Origin of the sequence: Halpernia frigidisoli (assembly GCF_900113805.1) — a bacterium.
Lineage (GTDB): Bacteria > Bacteroidota > Bacteroidia > Flavobacteriales > Weeksellaceae > Halpernia > Halpernia frigidisoli.
Genome location: NZ_FOQT01000001.1, coordinates 428,822 through 449,984, shown reverse-complemented (window position 1 = coordinate 449,984; position 21,163 = coordinate 428,822). Strand labels below are relative to the sequence as shown.

Below are 21,163 nucleotides of genomic sequence, written 5' to 3'. Positions count from 1 at the left end.
TTTTAGGTTCGGGATTAAAGATTCTGAATTAGAGATTTTTGTGTGTCACTTTCGTCTTTACCGCAACAATTCTTCAACCCTTTCTGTAAGTTTTTTTATAGAGTACGGTTTTGTGATGTACGCATCAGCGCCAAGTTCCAGACCTTTTTTAACATCAGCTTCTCCGGTTTTTGCAGAGAGGAAAATCACCTTGGTTTTGTCTAAATTTTTATCTTTTTTAATTTCTGCAAGTGTGGAATAACCATCAACATTTGGCATCATAATATCCAATAAAATCATATCGGGAATCTCTGTTTTCAACAATTCTAAAACTTCAGAACCGTCTCTTGCTATAAAAACTTCATAACCGGCTTTCTTAAAAGCATACTCCAAAGTCATAATTATCTTGTGTTCATCGTCGGCAATTACTATTTTTTTCATATTTCTTAAATATTTTGTTTATCTGCATTTTGTACAGAGTCGTTTTCTTTCTGTAAATAAATCTCGAAGCTGACTCCAATCTCCTTATTTTTCACTTTAATATCACCATTTTGGGCAAGCATAATTTTTTTACAAATCGCTAAACCTAATCCACTACCAATAGGTTTGCGAACATTTTGATTTTTCGACTGGTAGAATTTATCAAAAACATAGTCAAAATCTTCATCCGGAATCGTTTTTCCGGTGTTGAATATGGAAATTTTTAGCTGATCATCATTTTCATGAAATTTTGTTTGAATCATTCCATTTTCGTTGGTGAATTTAAGCGCATTTCCAATAATATTTTGAAAAACCTGAATCATTCTTTGTTCATCAAAGTAATAGATTTCATTTTCTAAAAGATTAACTTCAGAATGGTGAAGATGTCTTTGATCGAAAAGATGATGCAAAGGTTTCAAAGATTTTTTAAAAGTTTCTACAATATTATTATCCTTAATATTCAAGGAAATTGTGCCGGTTTCCAGTTTATCTAAGTACAAAATATCATTGATAATTTCATTTAGACGATCGGATTCTGAAATAATGTTTTCTAAAAATTCTTTTTTAATTTCTGCGGGCATATCTTCATCGTCTAACAAAATCTCACCTGTAGCGCGGATCGCCGTGATCGGTGTTCGTAATTCGTGCGCGACACTATCTAAAAATTCATCTTTTTGATGGTCTTTTTCAATCAGATTTTCATTTGCATTTTGCAGATCTCTGGATAATTTTAATAATTGAGAAGATTGCTCACTCAGTTGTTTGTTAATGGAGATATTTTCTTTGGATTCTTCTAAAATTTTTAAAACTTCCGGGAGAGAAATTTTATCTTCTTTGGTTACACCTTCAATCAAAATTTTCGCCGAAGCAGAACCTATTCTACCACTCAAAAGATTTTCAGAAAACTTGATGAAGCGGGAATCTGCAGAATCATTTCCGCCGGTAATTTTATATTTTAAATTAAATATTTTAAGGGCTTGTTCAGTTTTTTTCTGACCTAAAAACCGTACTAAAATCTTTTGAATATCGGAAATATTTGCAGTTCCTTTCCAGATGTAAGCATTCTCGTGATTTTGAATATAATCATCAATATCAGTGTAAAGTTCAGCGTAATTTCGTTCCCGGTAATTCGCAATGGTGTTGGTTGAAATTATTCCAAATAAACCGGCATTTACCAATACACTCCAAAAGAAGATTTGCGGAATTGGCAATAAATAGGGAATACTGAAAAACGCTAAAAAACCACTGTTGAAAAAACTGCTTTCGACATAATTCTCCGAAAAACTTGGTAAAATCAAACCGAAAAAACATATTGAAATTCCGGCAATAATTCCAGTTAGAGCACCTGCGTAAGTTCCTCTCCGCCAAAAGAGCGCTCCGAAAAAAGTGGGAGCTAATTGCGCAATGACTACAAAAGAAACCAATCCGATACTGAATAAACTCTTCTGCAAAATCCAGAATTTATAAAACATAAAACTCACTAAAATGAGCAGAAAAATACTTATTTTTCTGATGTTGACAATATTCTTGGTATTGTCTTTTTCTGAATTAAATTTAAAATTATTTAGCCATCCGTAAGGAATAATAATATTGTTTGAAAGCATGATGGATAGCGAAATACTCGAAATAATGATCATCGAAACACAGGCACTCAATCCACCAAAAAATACCATCACCGCAATTAATGTATTTCCGAATTTTTGTGGAATTAAAATAGAGAAGAACTCGGCATTAACCGTTTCATTCAGAAAAAGAATTTTTCCGCCCCAAGCAATTGGGAAAACGAAAATATTAAAAATTAAAAGGTACAAGGGAAATAACCATATCGCTGTTTTAAGATGTTTTTCTTTTCTGTTTTCAATAATTGAAACATGAAATTGTCTCGGTAAAAGAAAAATGGCAGACATGGAAAGCAACATCATTAAAAAGCAATTAACTGCACCTTCTAAACCGCCGAAAGTATTTTTAGTAGTGAAATCTGGTAATTTTGACGCTTGATCATAAATATCTTCGAAACCATTAAAAACGCCATAAACGACAAAAGTTCCAAGGATAATAAAGAAAATGAGTTTCAGGAAACTTTCAACCGCAACTGCAGCGATAATGCCTAATCTTTTTTCAGAAGCATCGACGTATTTTGTGCCGTAATAAGAGGAAAACAGGGCAATTATTAAGACAACATAACTTGCAGAATCAAATAGAACATTATCTGTTTGTGAAGTTTTGGTGATCAAATGAAAAGTTTCGGAAATTGCTTTGATCTGCAAACCGATGTAAGGAATAATGGCGATCATGCAAACTGTTGCGATAATTGCGCTTAAAAACCGACTGTTGCCATATCGCAGAGAAATGAAATCGGCGATACTGCTTATTTTATTTACGCGACAAATTCTGATCACTTTCGCATTAATGAAGATCCAACTTGGAATAATAATTACGGGACCAATGTAAATCGCCATGTATTCTAAACCTTGATTTGCTGCAACGCCCACACTGCCATAATACGTCCATCCTGAACAGTAAACTGCCAATGAAAGTGCGTAAACGTAAGGATTATTCACCCAAAAGTTGCTTTTACTTTTTTCCGCAAAATAAGCGATCAAAAACAAAAATCCCAGATAGAGAATAACCAGGGCGAAAAGTAAATAACTATTCATTGAACTTTTTGAAAATGATAAAAGAACTGACGCATGATGCGCCCCAAACGAAGAAAATATAGGCATAAATGAGCGGCAAACTCACGAATTTTTCTGAACTGTTGAATAAAAGCAGAAACGGAACATTGAACAATATTAATAAAGTAATGCTTAAAATAACCAGTTTCTGTTGATGCCGTATTTTCATGTGTAATTTGAGAAAATAAATTTTACTGAAAAAAGTTTCAAGGACTTTGACGCCCTTGAAACATTAAAAAAAACCTTATTAAAATACAAACACTAAATTTCGTCGTCTGAATATTCTCCCTTAAATGAATACCACCCGAATATTCCCAATCCACCAACGATAATTGGTAAGAGAATAAAGGTATAAATAATTGCGGGAATTAAATCTTCCGTTTTGCCTGTCTTAAATTTTGGGATAGACTGTTCCTGCAGTAGATAATAGCCAGCGAAAAGCGCTAATAAAATCCAAACTATTCCTAGAATTTTCTTAATATTATTCATGATTTTTAAATTAAATGATTAATCGTGAGTCGTGTTATGTCCGTTTTTTAAATAAATAACACCGATGAGCAAACTCACTGCACCAATGATGATCGGGTACCAAAGTCCTTCCAGATAAGGTTTGTCGAAAGGAATTCCTAATCCTGCGGCTTCTGCAATTTTATTAGCCGTTTTGGCATTGAGAACCAAAGCCGTTGCAATTGCGGGCAATAATCCACCAAAGATTCCATTTCCAATATGATAAGGCAAAGACATGGAAGTGTATCGAATCTGAACCGGGAACATTTCTACCAAAAACGCGGCGATCGGACCATAAACCATTGTTACAAAAAATATTTGAACAAAGATCCAGAAAATTAAAGTCCATTTTCCACTGTCATTTACTGTTGCATCTATTTTCACATCCATTTTCTTCTCACCTTTCTCGTTTAAAACGGGCATTTTGCTGGCGTCTAAAACAAAAGTTTTGGTTTCCTTCCAGGTTGTTCCATCTGTGAAAACTTTGGAAGTTACATAAACACTGTCGCTTAAAGTTTCGTTAACGACTTTCAATTCAGCAGACTTCGTCATTTTTTCTGCAACTTCGGTTTTATTTTTTACGTTGGTTACTTCATACATTGCGTCATAAATTGGTCGATAAGAAACAATTGCGACAAGAATTCCTGCCATCATAATCCATTTTCTACCAATTTTATCACTCAACCAACCGAAGAATAGGAAAAATGGTGTGGCAAAAGCAATTCCCCAAAGCATGATTGAACCTACTTGCTCAGACAATCCCATTACTTTTTCCAGGAAACTCATTGCGTAAAATTGTCCGGTGTACCAAACTACGCCTTGTCCCATCACTGCACCAAATAATGCCAATAAAACAAATTTGAAATTAAATTTATTGCCAAAAGATTCTTTCAAAGGATTTTTAGAAGTTTTACCTTCTTCTTTCGCTTTTGCAAAAACCGGCGATTCAGACATTTTTCTTCTGATAATAAAAGAAACGATGATCATAATGATGGAAACCCAGAAAGGAACTCTCCAACCCCAGTCCATAAAAGCTTCTTTAGACATTGAAGATTTTGTGACCATAATGACAAGAAGGGAAATAAAAAGTCCCACCGTTGCAGTCGTTTGAATCCAGGAAGTCATAAAACCACGTTTTCCTGTTGGTGAATGTTCGGCTACATAAGTTGCTGCTCCACCATATTCTCCGCCTAAAGCCAGACCTTGCAATAATCTTAAAGTTAAAATTAAAACAGGCGCCATAAAACCGATCGTTTCATAGGAGGGAATACATCCGATTAAAAAAGTAGCACCTCCCATTAATAATAACGTCAAAAGTCGGAAATGACATTGAAAATAATGAATTTGAATATGATGCAAAAGACTTAAATCACACTCATCAGGGAAGTATTGGCAATTTATGTCTTGAAGAAATCACGCATCAATTTCATAAAATCTCTTCCAAATTATTGGCTTAATCGATTTTATATTTGGTGGTTTTTTTAACTTCAGATAAAGCGATCAAACTATGGTATTGCCAGATATTTGGCGAGTTAGATATGACATTAACAGCGAAGTCGTTATAAGAGTTGATGTCCTTTACGATAATTTTCAACATATAATCATATTCCCCGGAAAGACTGATCATTTCCTGCACTTCGTCAAATTTTTTGATGTGATTTTCAAAATCTTCAAGCGTTTTTTTTGACTGTTCTTTCAAGCGAATGTTGCAATAAACAATTATATTGAGCCCCAATTTTTCACGGTTGAGAATAGCAACGTATTTCTCAATCACATTTTGCTTCTCAAGTTGTTTGATGCGCTCGTAAGTTGGCGTAAAAGTAAGTCCGATTTTCTCTGCAACATCCTTCACCGAAATTGTAGAATCTTCCTGAAGTAAACTGAGAATCATTCTGTCTTTAGCGTCCATATTTTGATTTTGAACAAAACTATTAAAAATTAAGATAAAAAATGGATTTCCTAAATAATAGTTTTAATTGTTGCTAAAAATATTTTTAAGATTTCAAAAAATATTCTATCTTTGTGCCCAATGAAAATAAAATTTCCATTGAACGATTTTAGAAAAGACGGTTTCGCCGTTTCACAATATTTTTATTAAACGAAGTCTTAACGGCTTCGTTTTTTTTTGTTTAAAATTTAGAAAATGTACAATTTAGAAAACCTGACCAAAGAAAAAATTCTCGAAATATTATCATTGGCAAATGATTTTAAAAATGGTTTAGAATTTAAACCCAAAACTAAAATCTTTGCCGCCAATCTTTTTTTTGAAGACAGCACGCGCACAAAGACAAGTTTCGAAATGGCTGAACGAAAATTGGGTTTTGAAGTAATTCAGTTTGATGTGTCAAAAAGTTCCGTCAATAAAGGTGAAAGTCTTTATGACACAGCAAAAACTTTGGAAAGTATAGGTGTCAATTTATTGGTGATCCGACATTCTAGAAATAAATTTTATGAAGAATTAGAAAGTTTAAATATTCCGATAATTAACGCAGGCGACGGAACGGCAAATCATCCGAGCCAGACAATTTTAGATTTAATGACGATTCAGCAGGAATTCGGAAGTTTTGAGAATTTAAAAATCGGAATTGTAGGCGACATCAAGCATTCAAGAGTGGCGCATTCACTTTCTGAAACTTTGGTTAAAATGGGTTCGAAAGTTTATTATTCAGGTCCAGAAGAATGGTTTGATGGATCAGATAATTTTAAAAATTTAGATGATATTATTCCCGAAGTTGATGTTTTATTTTTATTGAGAATTCAACACGAAAGACATGAAAATGCGGAAAATTTAAAAATAGAAAATTATTTAGAAAACTTTGGTTTGACAAAAGAACGGGAAAAATTAATGAAAGAAAAAGCAATTATTTTGCATCCTGCACCAATCAACAGAAATGTTGAGATCGATTCGCATTTGGTAGAATGCGATCGATCCAGAATTTTTAAACAAATGGAAAACGGTGTTTTTGCAAGAATGGCAATTTTGAGTGATGCTCTGCATCAAAGAACCAAGAATCAAGATTAAAGAACCAACTAGAAAATAAAAATATGCACAATTTTGAAAATTTGCAATTTTGGAAAAGGTCGATTGAATTAACTAAGAAAATATATTTAGTTTGTTCAAAAATCGAAAAGGATGAAAAATTTGGATTGATTTCTCAAATGAAAAGATCTGCTGTTTCAATTCCTTCAAATATTGCCGAAGGTTCAGGAAGAAATAGTGATAAAGAATTTAATCACTTTTTAGCGATCGCTTTAGGATCTTCATTTGAATTGCAAACTCAATTAATTCTAACAAAAGAATTACAACTTTTAGAAGCGAATAATGTAGATATTTTAATATTGGAATTAAAAGAAATTCAAAGAATGATTTACACTTTCAAAAATAATTTAAATAAATAAAAATCTAGTATGTAATTGTCAATCTTGATTCTTGACTCTTGCATCTTGACTCTGTAACTATGAAAAAAATATTAATATTAGAATCCGGCGAAGTTTTCAAAGGTGAAAGTTTTGGAAATCATGAAAATTCTTTTGGTGAAGTGGTTTTTAACACCGCGATGACGGGTTATCAGGAATTAATTTCAGACCCTTCGTATTGCGACCAATTGGTTTGCATGACGTATCCTTTAATTGGTAATTATGGAATTAATCGCGATGATTTTGAAAGTATTCAGCCTTCCATAAAAGGTCTTATCGTAAAAGAAGTCTGCGATTTTCCCTCAAATTTTCGCTCCCAAATGACTTTGCAGGAATTTTTTGCTAAAAAAAACATTGCAGGAATTTCCGGAATTGACACCAGAAGATTAACCAGAGTTTTACGAAGTTCCGGCGTTGTAAAAGGACGAATTGCAGACGCAGATTCTGATATTTCAACAGTTATTTCTGACTTAAAAAATCAAAATTTTCCAACAGACGAAGTTGCGAAAGTTTCAACAAAAACTTCGTACGCAAATCCGGGACGTGGTTTCAAAGTTGTATTGGTAGATTTTGGTTCGAAATTGGGGATTTTAAGAGAATTAGCAGAACGTGATTGTGACGTCACAGTAGTTTCTCATAACGTCACTTCAGAAGAAATTTTATTAATAAATCCCGACGGAATCATGCTTTCCAACGGTCCTGGGAATCCGGAAGATAATCCGATCGCAATTAAAATGATCCAGCAATTATTGGGAAAAATTCCAATTTTCGGGATTTGTCTAGGTCATCAATTGATTGCTTTGGCTTGTGGCGCAAAAACTTTCAAGTTAAAATTTGGACACCGCGGTGGAAATCATCCAGTTTTAGATTTAGCAAAAAATAAAGTCGCGATTACTTCTCAAAATCATGGTTACGCAGTTGATCAGGAAAGTTTAAAACAAACCGATTTGGAAGAAACGCACGTTGCTTTAAATGACAAAACCAATGAAGGTTTGAAACATACAGTTTACCCTTGTTTTTCCGTACAATATCACCCGGAGGCGAGTCCGGGTCCTGAAGATGCGAATTATTTGTTTGATGAATTCCTCTTGTTAATGTACCAATTTAAAAATGTAACAGTGTAACAATTTTTTAACACGTCAATTAAAAAACCAATTATGATAAATTTTGAGGGAAATCCGTTGATTGAAAAAACAGTTAAATTTTCACTTAATATTATAGAGTTTTGTGAACTTTTAGATCAAAATAAAAAATACGTCATTTCAAGACAGTTATTACGAAGTGGAACAAGCATCGGCGCTAATTCATTTGAAGCCCAAAATCCAAGCAGTAAAAAAGATTTTGTTAATAAAATAAAGATTGCAGCGAAGGAATTGGAAGAGACAAAATATTGGCTTTTTCTTTGTAAACACGCAAAATCATATCCCTTCAATGATGAATTAGAAAAGCAAATTATTGAAATTGGAAAAATAATTTATAAAATATTAAGCACAAGTTTAAAACAAGAAAGTCAAGAAAACATCTAATTAATTTAAAATTTGAATATTGTAACATTCACATATTGTTACACTGTTAAATTGATAAATTGTTACACTAAGAACTATGAAAAGAACAGACATAAAAACCATTTTAGTAATTGGAAGTGGCCCAATAATCATCGGCCAGGCCGCAGAATTTGATTATGCAGGAACTCAGGCTTGTCTCGCTTTGCGCGAAGAAGGTTACAGCGTGATTTTAATAAATTCAAATCCAGCAACGATAATGACGGATGTAGAAATTGCCGATAAAGTTTATATCGAACCAATTTCTTTAGAATTTGTCAGTCATATTATTCGCAAAGAACGTCCAGATGCACTTTTGCCAACTTTAGGCGGACAAACTGGTTTGAATATGGCGGTGGAATTGCAAAATTCCGGGATCTTAGATGAATGCAAAGTTGAGATTTTAGGAACAAAACTTTCAGCGATAAATCAAGCAGAAGACCGCGATCTTTTTCGCAATTTAATGAAAGAATTAAATGAACCGGTACCGGATTCTGATATTGTAAATGATGTAGAAGGCGCTGTCAAATTTGCCGAAAAAATTGGCTTTCCATTAATCGTTCGTCCGGCTTTTACAATGGGCGGAACTGGTGGCGGAATCGCACATTCTATTGAAGAATTAAAAGAAATTACCAGTTTTGGTTTGAAATACAGTCCGGTTCGTCAATGTTTAATTGAAAGATCAATTGCGGGTTATAAAGAAATTGAATACGAAGTAATGCGCGACAAAAACGACAATGCTATTGTGGTTTGTAATATGGAAAACATTGATCCAGTCGGTGTTCATACGGGCGATTCGATTGTTGTTGCGCCATCTCAAACTTTGTCGGACAGAGAATATCAAATGTTGCGGAATTCTTCGTTAAAAATTATTCGCGCACTCGGGATTGAAGGTGGTTGTAATGTTCAATTGGCTTTAGATCCGCATTCTTTTAACTATTTTATTATCGAAGTAAACCCAAGAGTTTCGCGTTCATCGGCTTTGGCGAGTAAAGCAACCGGTTATCCGATTGCGAAAATTGCCGCGAAAATTGCGGTCGGTTTAACTTTAGATGAAATCATGAATCCCGTAACAGGAACTTCTTACGCTTGTTTTGAACCGGCTTTGGATTATGTTGTTACGAAATTCCCAAGGTTTCCATTTGATAAATTTGAAACTGCTGATCGAAAATTATCAACCCAAATGAAAGCCACAGGCGAAGTGATGGCGATTGGAAGGAATTTCGAAGAAAGTTTACAAAAAGCCATTCGTTCCTTAGAAACAGGTTTGAGACATTTAGGTTTAAAAACCAAAGTTGCGGAAGCGATGTCTGATGAAGAAATTGAACGCAGAATAAAAGTTTGTGATGATGAAAGATTGTTCATTATTTGTGATGCTTTGCGAAAAGGTTACGATTGGGAAACCATCGTAGAATGGAGCAAAATTGACAAATTCTTTATCTGGAAATTAAAAAAATTAATAGATTTTGAAAAAGAAATTTCTGCAAATAAATTTGATTTAGAAACTTTAGAAAAAGCAAAAAAACTCGGTTTTTCTGATATGAATATTGCCCATCTTTGGGGAACTTCTCAGCGTGAAGTTTTCGATTTTAGAAAAGAAAATAATCTGATGCCCGTTTATAAAATGGTCGATACTTGCGCCGCAGAATTTGAAAGCGCAACGCCCTATTTCTACGGAACTTACGAAGAAGAAAATGAAAGCATCCCGTCAAATCGTGAGAAAATAATCGTTTTAGGTTCTGGTCCAATTCGTATTGGGCAAGGTGTAGAGTTTGATTATGCCACAGTTCACTCAGTTTGGGCGATAAAAGAATTGGGTTATGAAGCCATTATCATCAACAATAATCCAGAAACTGTTTCTACCGATTTTTCAATATCAGATAAACTTTATTTCGAGCCTTTAACAGAAGAAGATGTCATGAACATCATTGAATTAGAACAACCAAAAGGCGTTGTAGTTCAGTTTGGTGGACAAACCGCAATTAATTTAGCAGATAAATTAGCAGCACACGGTGTGAAAATTTTGGGAACTTCTTTGGAAGATTTAGACCGCGCGGAAAATAGAAATAAATTTGAAGCCGCTCTTCAGGAAATGGGAATTCCGCAACCTTTGGGGAAAACCTGTTTTACGAAAGAAGACGCTTTAATTATCGCCAATGAAATCGGTTTTCCAGTTTTGGTTCGTCCGAGTTACGTATTAGGCGGAAGAGCGATGGAAATCGTGTATGATGCGCATGAACTTGATCATTATATGACGAATGCCGTGAAAGAAAATTCTGAACATCCTATTTTGATTGACCGCTATTTAACCGGAAAAGAAGTTGAAGTTGACGCCATTTGTGATGGAGAGACAGTTGTAATCCCTGGAATTATGGAGCATATTGAGAGAGCCGGCGTTCATTCCGGTGATTCTATTGCCGTTTACCCGCCTCAAAATATTAGCGAAAAACAAATTTCAACTTTAATAGATTACACCGAAAGATTAGCAAAAGGTCTAAATATCATTGGTTTAATGAACATTCAATATGTTATTTCAAATAAAGAAGTTTTTGTGATCGAAGTGAATCCAAGAGCAAGTAGAACTGTTCCTTTTTTATCGAAAATTACAGAAATCCCAATGGCAAATTTGGCCACAAAGGCAATTCTTGGAAAAAAATTAAAAGATTTAGGTTACAAAAATGGTTTAGCGCCAATAAAAAATGGAATTTTTGTAAAAGTACCCGTTTTTTCTTTCTCTAAATTAACGAAAGTTGACATCTCTCTCGGACCAGAAATGAAGTCTACAGGCGAAGTGATGGGCAAAGATTCGACGCTCGAAAAAGCCTTGTATAAAGGTTTAATTGCTTCCGGCAGAAAAATGCCATTGAAAGGTTCGATACTTTTCACCGTTGCAGATAAAGACAAAGAACAAGCAGCGAATTTTGCCCGAAGATTTCAGGAAATTGGATTTACAATTTGGGCGACAGAAGGAACGGCAAATTACTTTAAAAATGAAAATATCCGAACAAAAATTGGCTATAAAATTGAAGAAAATCCTGAAATAAATTTGATAGATTTAATTCAAAATGGAAAAGTGCAATACATTGTAAATACTATGACCAAAGGAAAACAATCCGAAAGAGATGGTTTCCAGATCCGCCGAACTTCAGTAGAAAATGGCGTTCCGTGTTTAACTTCAATGGACACTGTGGAAGCGATTTTGAATGTGATTGAAAGTATGAGTTTTAAAATGGAAATGATGTAAATTTCACTTAAAACACTATTTAAATATCAAATCGAGGGAAATATTTCTCTCGATTTTTTCTATTATTAAATATGAAAATTTAATAAGTTATTTTATTTTTATTGATATTTTAGAAGAAATAGATTTGTATTTTTGAACTTAAATTAAAACTATGAAATTTTTATCAAATTTATTTTTAATTGCGGCTTTCTCAGTTTCAATTTTATCCTGCAAATCTATTTCTACCAATCAATTTCATTCTGCGACAATTGTCAAAGATTGCTCGGGAACTTATTTAAGAACTGCAGAAAAAGTGGATTATTTAGTTTGTAATTCCGAACTTTTAAAAGATAAAAAAGAAGGCGAAAAAGTATCTGTCAATTTTAAAATGACCACAGAATGTCCGGAAAGAAACGGCGAAATCAGATGTATGCTTTACCACGAAAATAAAGGACTGGTCAGAATTTCAAGTTTCAAATAAATCAAAATTTCAATAATATAAAATGAGTTTCCTCACCGCAGAATGGAATAATTTAGCAATGATCAATTACGAAATTGATCCTAAAATTCTGGAAAAATACGTGCCGCCAGGAACGGAACTGGATTTATTTGAAGGCAAATGTTTCGTGAGTTTTATTGGTTTTTTATTTGAAGATGTTAAATTATTGGGTATTCCAATTCCATTTCATAGAAATTTTGAAGAAGTAAATCTGCGTTTTTACGTTCGTCGTTTTGAAAATGGAATTTGGAAAAGAGGCGCCGTTTTCATTAGTGAAATTGTCCCAAAATTAGCAATTTCTTTGGTTGCAAATACTTTGTATAATGAGCATTATCGGACTTTACCGATGAAGAATCAATTGAAGATGAATGAAAATTCCCGCGAATTTATTTACCAATGGAAAGTCAATAATAATTGGAACACGATACATTTAGAAACCAAAAAAGAGGCAATCGATATAGAATTAAATTCTGAAGTGGAATTTATAACCGAACATTATTATGGATTCAATAAATTGAGTGAAACCAAAACCATTGAATACGAAGTGCGTCATCCAAGATGGCAACAATATGAAGTGACGAAAAATGTGTCTAATATTGATATTGAAGGTGTTTACGGGAAAGAATTTGCTTTTATAAAAGATCTTAAACCATCTTCCGTTTTGCTGGCGATCGGTTCAAAAATAAGTATTGAGGTAAAACGAAAATTTTGATTTTTAAGTAATTTCCTATTTTTCAGGATATTTGGAAAAGTCTTGAGATGTTTGAAAAACTCTGTATATTTTAACAGAATTAGTTTTATTGTCAATCTTATAAATTAAAATGTAAGGGAAGTTTTTCAGCGGAAGGCGATGAAAATCTTTGTATATTTTCTCAAAATAATCTACATTTTTTAATGTTTTTTCAGCATTTAATACACTTTGGTAGAAAAGTTCGGCAATCTTTTTTGATGCTTCCCTCTCATAAAAATCAATTCCTTTAAAAATATCTCGTCGTGCTTGTTGGGTATAATTTATGCTAAAAGCCATATTTTTCTTCTACACTTTTATGAAACTCTCCGGCTGATATAAAATCTTCATCTTTTAAATCTTCCATTTCATCTAGTTCAATCATCTGTCCGTCAGATAGTTGATAATTCAAATTTTGTTTATGAAAATCATTTTCTTTTGAATTTGTCAAAATACCTTCGATATATCCTAAAGTTCTTTCTAACACTTTTGGTGATGCATCTTTGAGTAAATTATTTATTTCTTTTAAAGTAGCCGTTTCCATAATCTTTAATTTAACCAAATTTAGAAATTTTATTGCAAATTATTAAATTTAAAATCAAAAATTTATTTAGCAAAAATCTAAAATAATTGCGCAGAAAAAATATAATTTTTACCTTGTATTAAATTATTTTTAATGAATCTTTGGGAACGCCGCACATATTTCGCAAACCTTTTAGCAGAGCACCTTCTACTCTCTTTGGGTTCACTTTTGGCGGTTACTTTTTTGGGAATTTTGATCGGAATTTTTGTTTTTTATTCATCAAAAAGCCGGAAAATAATTTTACCCCTAATTAATTTTCTTTACACAATTCCGTCGATTGCAATGTTTGGTTTATTGATTCCTTTGGTTGGAATTGGTTTGCAAAATGCGCTGATCGTTCTAATTTTATATGGCTTACTTCCTATTGTAAGAAGCACTTACACAGGTTTTAAAGAAGTTCCAGCGCAATTAGTTGAAGCTGCACAAGGTTTAGGTTCTACCCGATCTCAAGTTTTAAAAAATATCTATTTTCCATTGGCTTTGCCATCAATTTTATCAGGCTTAAGAATTACTGTAGTAATGATAGTCGCACTCACAGGATTGGCTGCTTTGATCGGCGCAGGCGGACTTGGACAAGCCATTTTTCGAGGATTAAATACGATGAATACATCATTAATTGTCGCGGGTTCATTAGGAATTTCATTGTTTGCAATTCTTGGTGATCAATGGATCGCGACTTTTGAAAAAGACAATTCTTTGCAACGACTAATTTCTAAAAATGCGACCAGAAAACAGAAAAACAGAATTATTTTCCCAAGTTTAATTGTTCTAATTTTTGCAATTGCTGCTTTAATTTATATAAATCCAATTAGTTCAGAAAATGCTAAAACGATTGTTGTTGCCTCAAAACCGACGAGCGAACAATTTATTTTAGGGGAAATAATTTCACAAGAAATAGAACAAAATACTGATATAAAAGTCATCCGGAAATTTGGAATTGGTGGCGGAACAACCAATATTCAACCAGCGATGCTTTCCGGCGATCTCGATGTTTATGTGGAATATACCGGAACTTCCTGGCTCAATGTTTTAAAAGAAAAATTACCCGAAAATCATTTGATTAATTACATTGATTTAGATAAAATTTATCAGCGAAAATTTAAACTAAAATGGCTCGGACTTTTAGGTTTTAACAATACTTACGGTTTGGCGATTTCTAATAAAGATCAAAATAATATTTCAACCTATTCACAACTTGCCAATCAAAGTCAAAATTATACTTTTGGAGCAGAATTTGATTTTTTTGAAAGAAGCGATGCATTTCCGGGTTTAAAGAAAACTTATCCTTTTAATTTTAAAAAATTGGAAGAAATGGATATTAATCTTCGCTACAAAGCATTTGAAGAAGGAAAAATAAATACTGTTGATGTATTTACAACTGATGCTCAGATCAAAAATTTAAACTTAAAAGTTTTAAAAGACGATAAAAATTACTTCCCAAATTATGAAGCGGGAATTGTGATTCGACAGGAAATTTTGAAAAAATATCCTGAAGTTGAAGGACTTTTAAATAAACTTCAAGGCAAAATTTCTACCGAAAAAATGCAGGAACTTAATTATCAAGTTGAAATTGAGAAGAAAAGCCCGGCAGAAGTGGCAAAAAATTTCCTTAAAACTTTAAAAAATTAATATGGAAAAAAATACCATTATTTCCGTTCAAAATATTGATTTTAGTTTTGGAAATCAAACTATTTTTAAAGATTTTTCAACAGATTTCGAAAAAGAAAGTTTCACCTGTATTTTGGGTGCAAGTGGCAGCGGAAAATCAACTTTATTACGCTTATTGAACGGACTTTTAATTCCAGAAAAAGGTGAAATTAAGATCGAAAATGAAATTTTAACTAAAGAAAATCTTATTCAAAAGCGATTGGAAATTGGTTATGTTTTGCAGGGAAATTCCCTTTTTCCACATTTGACGGTTTATCAGAATATGATCTATTGTTTAAAATTATTAAAAAAATCGGATATTTTTTGCAGAGAAAAAATTAAAGAATTATTGCCTTTAGTTTCCTTAAAAGAAGATCTTTTACAAAAATTTCCACACGAAATAAGTGGCGGACAAAAACAACGCGTCGGAATAATCCGCGCCATCGCACATGATCCAAAAATCGTTTTGATGGACGAACCATTTTCTGCTTTAGACAGCGAAACGCGGAATAAATTACAGATTTTAGTGAAAGATATTCATCAGAAATTGAAAACGACTTTCGTGATGGTGACGCATTCTGAGCAGGAAGCGGAAGTTTTGGGAACGAAGGTTTTGCAATTGTGATTTTTATTAAAACTGAATAAAATTACCTGTCCATTTTTCGGTTGTGGTTAATATTTAATTAAAATAAATTTGTTTTAAATTTAAGAAATGAAATTGACCGACGAAATAATGTACCAAGCCTCTTTAGATAAAAACCCAGATTTTTTGGGTGTTTATTGGATGGCTGTAAAAACCACAGGAATATTTTGTTTGCCAACTTGCACCGCTAGAAAGCCAAAAAAAGAAAATGTCGAGTTTTTTGAATCGTCGAAAGAGGCGTTGGACAAAGGTTTCAGACCTTGTAAAATTTGTAAACCTTTAGAAAATTCAGATTCTACGCCGCCAGAAATTCAAAAACTTTTGGAAGAAATCTCAGAAAATTGTGAGTTAAAATTAAAAGATTCTGACTTAATTGAACGCGGTTTACAGCCTACAAAAATCCGACGCTGGTTTCTGAAAAATCATGGTATGACATTTCAGGCTTTTCAAAGACAATTACATTTAAATAAAGCATTTAAAAAAATCCAAGAAGGAGAAAACATTATGGAAACGGTTTTTAATAGCGGTTTTGAGAGTTTAAGTGGTTTTAATGAAAGTTTTAAAAAAGTATTTGGAAATTCCCCTTCAAATTCTAAATCTCAAAATATTATTGATTTAAAAAGAATTGAGACACCGCTCGGAATTATGTACGCTACCGCGTCAAAAGACGGAATTTGTATGTTAGAATTTGCAGATAGGAAAAGTTTGGAAAAGGAATTTTTAGATTTAGCAAAAGCCTTTAACGGAAAAATTATTATTGGCGAAAATCCATATTTTAAAACATTAGAAAAAGAATTAAAACTTTACTTTGAAGGAAAATTAAAAGAATTCACAATTCCACTTTCACCCGTTGGAACGGAATTTCAAAAATCTGTTTGGGAAGTTTTACGAAAAATTCCTTACGGCGAAATCTGGACTTATAAAAAACAAGCAGAACATTTAGGAGATATAAAAAAAGTGCGCGCGGTTGCTAATGCAAATGGTTTAAATAAAATTTCAATCATCATTCCATGTCACAGAGTAATTGGTAGTAACGGTACTTTAACTGGTTACGGCGGTGGAATTTGGCGGAAACAAAAATTACTGGAATTAGAAAAATCGATTCTTTTCTAAATCTTTCGTTTGAAATGACTGAAATTTTTCGTCAGTAATTTTCATAAATAAAACTTATCTTTAACGAAATTAAAAATTTATGAAAAAAGCAATATTTTCCTTATTATTTGCGGCTAGTTTATCACTTTCTGCGCAAAATTATTCAGTTCCTGCTGCAAGTCCAAGACAAAGTGTGACTCAGCAGTTGTCGGTTTCAAATATTTCTGTAGATTATGGAAGACCTGCTGTAAAAGGTAGAGAAGTTTTCGGAAAATTGGTTCCCTTTAATGAAGTTTGGCGCGCTGGTGCAAATGCGTGTACAAGAATAACTTTTGGACAAGATTTTATGTTTGGTGGAAAAATGATAAAAGCCGGCACTTACGGACTTTTCATAACACCAACAGCGACAGAATGGACGGTAATTTTAAACACAGACTCTACGCAATGGGGCGCATATACTTTCGATGCGAAGAAAAATGTTTTAGAGGTGAAAGTTTCGGTTCAAAAATCTGCTATGAAACAGGAATGGTTTAAAATTGAACTTGATGATTTAACGGAAAGTTCTGTGAATCTTACGTTTTCATGGGATATGACGAAAGCAAGTGTGCCAATCATGGTAGCGCATCCTGCAGAAATCACAAAAATTATTTCTCAACTAACCGAAATAAACAAAGTAAAAGGTGATATCGGAAAAATGAAATAATAAATTATTTTTTACAATATTTAAAAGCCGTTTTTTAACGGCTTTTTTTTATTTATTTTTGTTAAATGAAATCGCCATTTACAAGTCATCTAAATAAACAATGCTAAAGATCAGGCGATACCATATGACCAAAAAAAAATTATACATCTCCAAATGAAAATCGCATATCTTGGTCCGGAAGCCAGTTTTACACAACTTGCAGCTTCTCAAATTTTTGAAAATGAAACATTAGTTCCACATTCCAGTATTTTGGATTGTTTTAATGCTGTGAAAAATGGTGAGGTGAAAAAAGCCGTTGTACCTTTAGAAAACTCAATTGAAGGTACTGTTTCTATGACTTTGGATTATCTTTATGATTTTAAAAATATTTCCATTGAAGCCGAAGTTGTAATGCCGATCGCACATCATCTTTTAGTTAATAAGGAAAATCCAGAATTTGATACGGTAATTTCTCATCCGCAGGCTTTGGCGCAATGCTATCATTCTTTGGATAAAAATTTTAAAGATTATACACGAAAGGACTTTTCTTCAACGGCGGCGGCAGCAAAGTACGTTTCTGAAAATCCGGATAAAAAGATAGCAGCAATTGCAAATTCTTATGCAGCCAATTTATATGATCTTAAAATTTTAAAGAAAAACATTCATGATTTCGAACAAAATCACACGCGATTTATCGTTATTTCTTTAACGAAAAATTCTTTAAAATTAAAACATAAATTGATCGGTGAGAAAACTTCCTTAATAATTACTTTACCTGAAGATCACGCGGGAGGTTTGCATCAGGTTTTATCGGTGTTTGCGTGGCGAAAGATGAATTTAAGTAAAATAGAAAGCAGGACTTTAAAAACTGGTTTAGGAAATTATTTTTTCTATATCAATGTTGCCAATGAATGGCATCCTATTCTGTCAGAAAATGCTTTGGCAGAATTAAGATCAATTGGTGCAGAAGTTCGATTTTTAGGACATTACGAGGAATATTTGGTGAAAGATTAAATTAATCATTAATAAAATTTAAAAAAAATAGCAGCCAACTCAGATTGACTGCTACATGTAAAAAATTAAAAATGAATTCTTTTATTTTACGGAAACTTTTACTGACTTATTTCCTTTCGCTGAATTTACGTTAACAATATAAATGCCTGGTTTTACATTTACATCAATATTTGAGTTTGTTGTCAATGATTTCACTAAACCGCCATTCATGCTGTAAATTTTAACATCACTTCTGTCCGTTATATTAGAAACTGATACCTGACTGTTAGTTGAAAATATTTTCACAGCATTTTTATTTGCAGAATCACTTGTTCCTAGAGTCGGAGAAAATGTGACAACCATTTTGTATAAGTATATCGAAGTATCTGCATAGATATAAATTGTCCCACTTCCGTTTGTAGGATAATCATAACTTAAGATTTCACCACCTGTAGTAGATGTATTTCCCGTAGGAGCAGCTTTTGATATACTGTTTGTAGTTGTACCATCTGATGCATAAAGAGTTCTAACTGTTGTACCGGTTGATCCAGATTTAAACCAAACTTTTACATTACAGTTATAATTAGCAGGCACACTTACGGGAAAAAATAAATATCTGGATGTCGGTTTTCCTGAAGCAAAACCGCCGGAACCGCCATTCATCTGCATACGAAATCCAGCAGTATAATTATCAACCCAACCTGAAGTTGTACTGGATGCAACTGCGCCCATCAAACCCGTAGACGCCGATATTGCAGAACCAAAACCTAAATTGTTCACATAACTTTCAATAGCGGTTGCAGTTGTAGAGGACGTCACACCTGCAAAAGGAGGTGCTGTCCATACAGCGGCATTACCAAAATCCCAGGTTGTATTGGAATTGACCGTTGTTTGCGCGTGTACAGAGATTGCTGAAACTACAGCAAAAAATAAAGAAAATAGATTTTTTTTCATAATAAAAATTTTTTGTTTTTGATTTTTTAAATAATTTTTAATAAAAATTTTAAAGCTATTTTATTTTTCAGCTCTAAAATGTAATCGATTGCACAAATATATAAAATATTTTAATTACAATGATTTCTTTTATTAAATTTTCATTAAAAAATCCAAATATTTAAAATATTTGGATTTAAAGTTCAAAATTGATGTGAATGTTATTTTAATATTTGTCACTCCATTTCTTCGACAAATCTTCTTTTATCTTCTTTTCTGTAGAATTATTTCCTGGTTCATAAAATTTAGATCCTGAAATTTCTTGTGGTAAAAATTCTGCTTTCACAAAACTTCCTTCATAAGAATGGGCATACTGGTAATTTTTACCATAATCCAGATCTTTCATTAATTTTGTAGGCGCATTTCTGAGGTGAAGTGGAACTGGTAAATTTCCTGTTTTTTTAACTAAAGAAATTGCCTCATCAATAGCTTTATAAGTAGAATTACTTTTTGGCGATACAGCCAGATAAACTGCACATTCACTCAAGATAATTCGGGATTCCGGGTTTCCGATTACATTAACGGCTTGAAAACAATTATTAGCAATAACTAAAGCATTTGGATTAGCTAAACCAATATCTTCTGAGGCCAAAATTAAAAGTCGGCGGGCGATAAATTTTACATCTTCTCCGCCCACCAACATTCTGGCGAGCCAGTAAACGGCAGCATTTGGATCTGAACCACGAATTGATTTTATAAAAGCCGAAATAATATCGTAATGCTGCTCCCCATTTTTATCATAAACTGCCATAGTTTCCTGCAAAACAGAGAGCACATCTTCATTATTAATTTCAGTTTTTTTTGAAGTTAAAAATTGATTTAAAACGAGTTCTATTGAATTAATTAGTTTTCGGGCATCTCCTCCGGAATATTGAATAAAAGCTTCTTTTTCTGTTAAAATAAATTTCTTGTTATGAATTCTATTATATTCTTTTGCAGAAATTTCCGCTAATTCTTCTAATTTTTCATAAGTTAAAGATTTCAAAATATAGACCTGACTTCTGGAAAGTAAAGCAGAAACCACTTCAAAACTGGGGTTTTCTGTAGTTGCACCAATTAGGACTACCCAACCTTTCTCCACAGCCTGTAAAAGCGAATCTTGCTGAGATTTATTGAATCTGTGGATCTCATCTATAAAAAGTATAGGAGATTTTCCGGAAAATAGATTTTGCTTTTTTGCATCTTCTATCACTTCCCGAACCTCTTTTACTCCAGAAGAAACTGCTGATAATTTATAAAATTTTCTTCCGGATTGTTTAGAAATAATTTCCGCTAAAGTTGTTTTTCCTGTTCCCGGCGGACCCCAAAAAATTAAGGAATTGAAAGCGTCATTTTCCAGCATTTTTCTAATGGTTCCGGATTTTCCTGTCAGATGTTCCTGTCCTAAAACTTCGTCTAAAACTTTTGGTCGCAATTGCTCTGCCAATGGTTTGTTAGAATTCATTAATAAAAAATGTTGTGAATTATAAATTTGAGTTAATT

Annotated in this window: 20 protein-coding genes and 1 pseudogene; 12 read left to right on the top strand and 9 right to left on the bottom strand. The window is 33.0% G+C overall.

The features are described 5' to 3' along the window. Nucleotides 1–57: 57 nt before the first annotated feature. From BM238_RS02190 to BM238_RS02165, 5 genes and pseudogenes are all read right to left on the bottom strand, one after another. On the bottom strand, nucleotides 58–420 hold the full coding sequence (locus BM238_RS02190) for a response regulator transcription factor (RefSeq protein WP_090078540.1): 363 nt from the start codon (nucleotides 418–420) through the stop codon (nucleotides 58–60). 5 nt (nucleotides 421–425) lie between these two features. Next, nucleotides 426–3,116, bottom strand: coding sequence for an ATP-binding protein (locus BM238_RS02185; RefSeq protein WP_090078539.1), 2,691 nt, complete (start codon nucleotides 3,114–3,116; stop codon nucleotides 426–428). Between the two features lie 279 nt (nucleotides 3,117–3,395). Further along, nucleotides 3,396–3,623, bottom strand: coding sequence for a DUF6814 family protein (locus BM238_RS02175; protein WP_090078537.1), 228 nt, complete (start codon nucleotides 3,621–3,623; stop codon nucleotides 3,396–3,398). A gap of 18 nt (nucleotides 3,624–3,641) precedes the next feature. Further along, nucleotides 3,642–4,958 (bottom strand): annotated as a pseudogene (locus BM238_RS02170) (MFS transporter); the annotation flags it as partial. A 136-nt stretch (nucleotides 4,959–5,094) separates the two neighbouring features. Continuing rightward, nucleotides 5,095–5,550, bottom strand: a complete 456-nt coding sequence (locus BM238_RS02165) for an Lrp/AsnC family transcriptional regulator (protein ID WP_090078535.1) — start codon at nucleotides 5,548–5,550, stop codon at nucleotides 5,095–5,097. A 234-nt stretch (nucleotides 5,551–5,784) separates the two neighbouring features. On the opposite strand from BM238_RS02165, the gene BM238_RS02160 reads away from it, so the two are divergent. From BM238_RS02160 to BM238_RS02130, 7 genes are all read left to right on the top strand, one after another. Further along, nucleotides 5,785–6,663 (top strand): aspartate carbamoyltransferase catalytic subunit, encoded by an 879-nt coding sequence (locus BM238_RS02160; protein ID WP_090078534.1) that lies wholly within the window; start codon nucleotides 5,785–5,787, stop codon nucleotides 6,661–6,663. A gap of 23 nt (nucleotides 6,664–6,686) precedes the next feature. Next, nucleotides 6,687–7,040, top strand: a complete 354-nt coding sequence (locus BM238_RS02155; protein ID WP_090078533.1) for a four helix bundle protein — start codon at nucleotides 6,687–6,689, stop codon at nucleotides 7,038–7,040. A 59-nt stretch (nucleotides 7,041–7,099) separates the two neighbouring features. Further along, on the top strand, nucleotides 7,100–8,182 hold the full coding sequence (locus BM238_RS02150) for a carbamoyl phosphate synthase small subunit (protein ID WP_090078532.1): 1,083 nt from the start codon (nucleotides 7,100–7,102) through the stop codon (nucleotides 8,180–8,182). A gap of 33 nt (nucleotides 8,183–8,215) precedes the next feature. Next, nucleotides 8,216–8,584 (top strand): four helix bundle protein, encoded by a 369-nt coding sequence (locus BM238_RS02145; RefSeq protein WP_090078531.1) that lies wholly within the window; start codon nucleotides 8,216–8,218, stop codon nucleotides 8,582–8,584. A gap of 76 nt (nucleotides 8,585–8,660) precedes the next feature. Continuing rightward, nucleotides 8,661–11,843: a carbamoyl-phosphate synthase large subunit gene (gene carB, locus BM238_RS02140; RefSeq protein WP_090078530.1), complete on the top strand. Its 3,183-nt coding sequence runs from the start codon at nucleotides 8,661–8,663 to the stop codon at nucleotides 11,841–11,843. Between the two features lie 151 nt (nucleotides 11,844–11,994). Next, nucleotides 11,995–12,303 (top strand): hypothetical protein, encoded by a 309-nt coding sequence (locus BM238_RS02135; RefSeq protein WP_233741896.1) that lies wholly within the window; start codon nucleotides 11,995–11,997, stop codon nucleotides 12,301–12,303. 22 nt (nucleotides 12,304–12,325) lie between these two features. Further along, nucleotides 12,326–13,033, top strand: a complete 708-nt coding sequence (locus BM238_RS02130; protein ID WP_090078529.1) for a YqjF family protein — start codon at nucleotides 12,326–12,328, stop codon at nucleotides 13,031–13,033. A 15-nt stretch (nucleotides 13,034–13,048) separates the two neighbouring features. On the opposite strand, the gene BM238_RS02125 is transcribed toward BM238_RS02130, so the two are convergent. Together BM238_RS02125 and BM238_RS02120 are read right to left on the bottom strand one after the other, a co-directional pair. Then, complete coding sequence (locus tag BM238_RS02125) at nucleotides 13,049–13,348, bottom strand: type II toxin-antitoxin system RelE/ParE family toxin (RefSeq protein WP_090078528.1); 300 nt, start codon at nucleotides 13,346–13,348, stop codon at nucleotides 13,049–13,051. Then, nucleotides 13,338–13,592, bottom strand: coding sequence for a hypothetical protein (locus BM238_RS02120; protein WP_090078527.1), 255 nt, complete (start codon nucleotides 13,590–13,592; stop codon nucleotides 13,338–13,340). The genes BM238_RS02125 and BM238_RS02120 overlap by 11 nt, the downstream gene beginning before the upstream one ends. 132 nt (nucleotides 13,593–13,724) lie before the next feature. Between BM238_RS02120 and BM238_RS02115 the strand changes: the two genes are divergently transcribed. The 5 genes from BM238_RS02115 (at nucleotide 13,725) to pheA (ending at nucleotide 18,709) form a co-directional block, all read left to right on the top strand. Further along, nucleotides 13,725–15,260, top strand: a complete 1,536-nt coding sequence (locus BM238_RS02115) for an ABC transporter permease/substrate-binding protein (protein ID WP_090078526.1) — start codon at nucleotides 13,725–13,727, stop codon at nucleotides 15,258–15,260. A 1-nt stretch (nucleotide 15,261) separates the two neighbouring features. Further along, nucleotides 15,262–15,903, top strand: coding sequence for an ABC transporter ATP-binding protein (locus tag BM238_RS02110; protein ID WP_090078525.1), 642 nt, complete (start codon nucleotides 15,262–15,264; stop codon nucleotides 15,901–15,903). 87 nt (nucleotides 15,904–15,990) lie between these two features. Next, a complete protein-coding gene (locus tag BM238_RS14625; RefSeq protein WP_090078524.1) occupies nucleotides 15,991–17,034 on the top strand; it encodes a bifunctional transcriptional activator/DNA repair enzyme AdaA in 1,044 nt (347 codons plus the stop codon). Between the two features lie 79 nt (nucleotides 17,035–17,113). Further along, complete coding sequence (locus BM238_RS02100; RefSeq protein ID WP_090078523.1) at nucleotides 17,114–17,716, top strand: DUF2911 domain-containing protein; 603 nt, start codon at nucleotides 17,114–17,116, stop codon at nucleotides 17,714–17,716. Between the two features lie 153 nt (nucleotides 17,717–17,869). After that, nucleotides 17,870–18,709, top strand: coding sequence for a prephenate dehydratase (gene pheA / locus BM238_RS02095; RefSeq protein WP_090078522.1), 840 nt, complete (start codon nucleotides 17,870–17,872; stop codon nucleotides 18,707–18,709). A gap of 81 nt (nucleotides 18,710–18,790) precedes the next feature. Here the strand turns inward: pheA and BM238_RS02090 are convergent, their stop codons facing one another. Both BM238_RS02090 and BM238_RS02085 read right to left on the bottom strand, forming a co-directional pair. Continuing rightward, the gene (locus BM238_RS02090; protein WP_090078521.1) at nucleotides 18,791–19,642 is read right to left on the bottom strand and encodes a T9SS type A sorting domain-containing protein; all 852 of its coding nucleotides are present in this window, start codon (nucleotides 19,640–19,642) and stop codon (nucleotides 18,791–18,793) included. 205 nt (nucleotides 19,643–19,847) lie between these two features. Then, nucleotides 19,848–21,125: a replication-associated recombination protein A gene (locus tag BM238_RS02085; RefSeq protein ID WP_090078520.1), complete on the bottom strand. Its 1,278-nt coding sequence runs from the start codon at nucleotides 21,123–21,125 to the stop codon at nucleotides 19,848–19,850. Nucleotides 21,126–21,163: the final 38 nt, after the last annotated feature.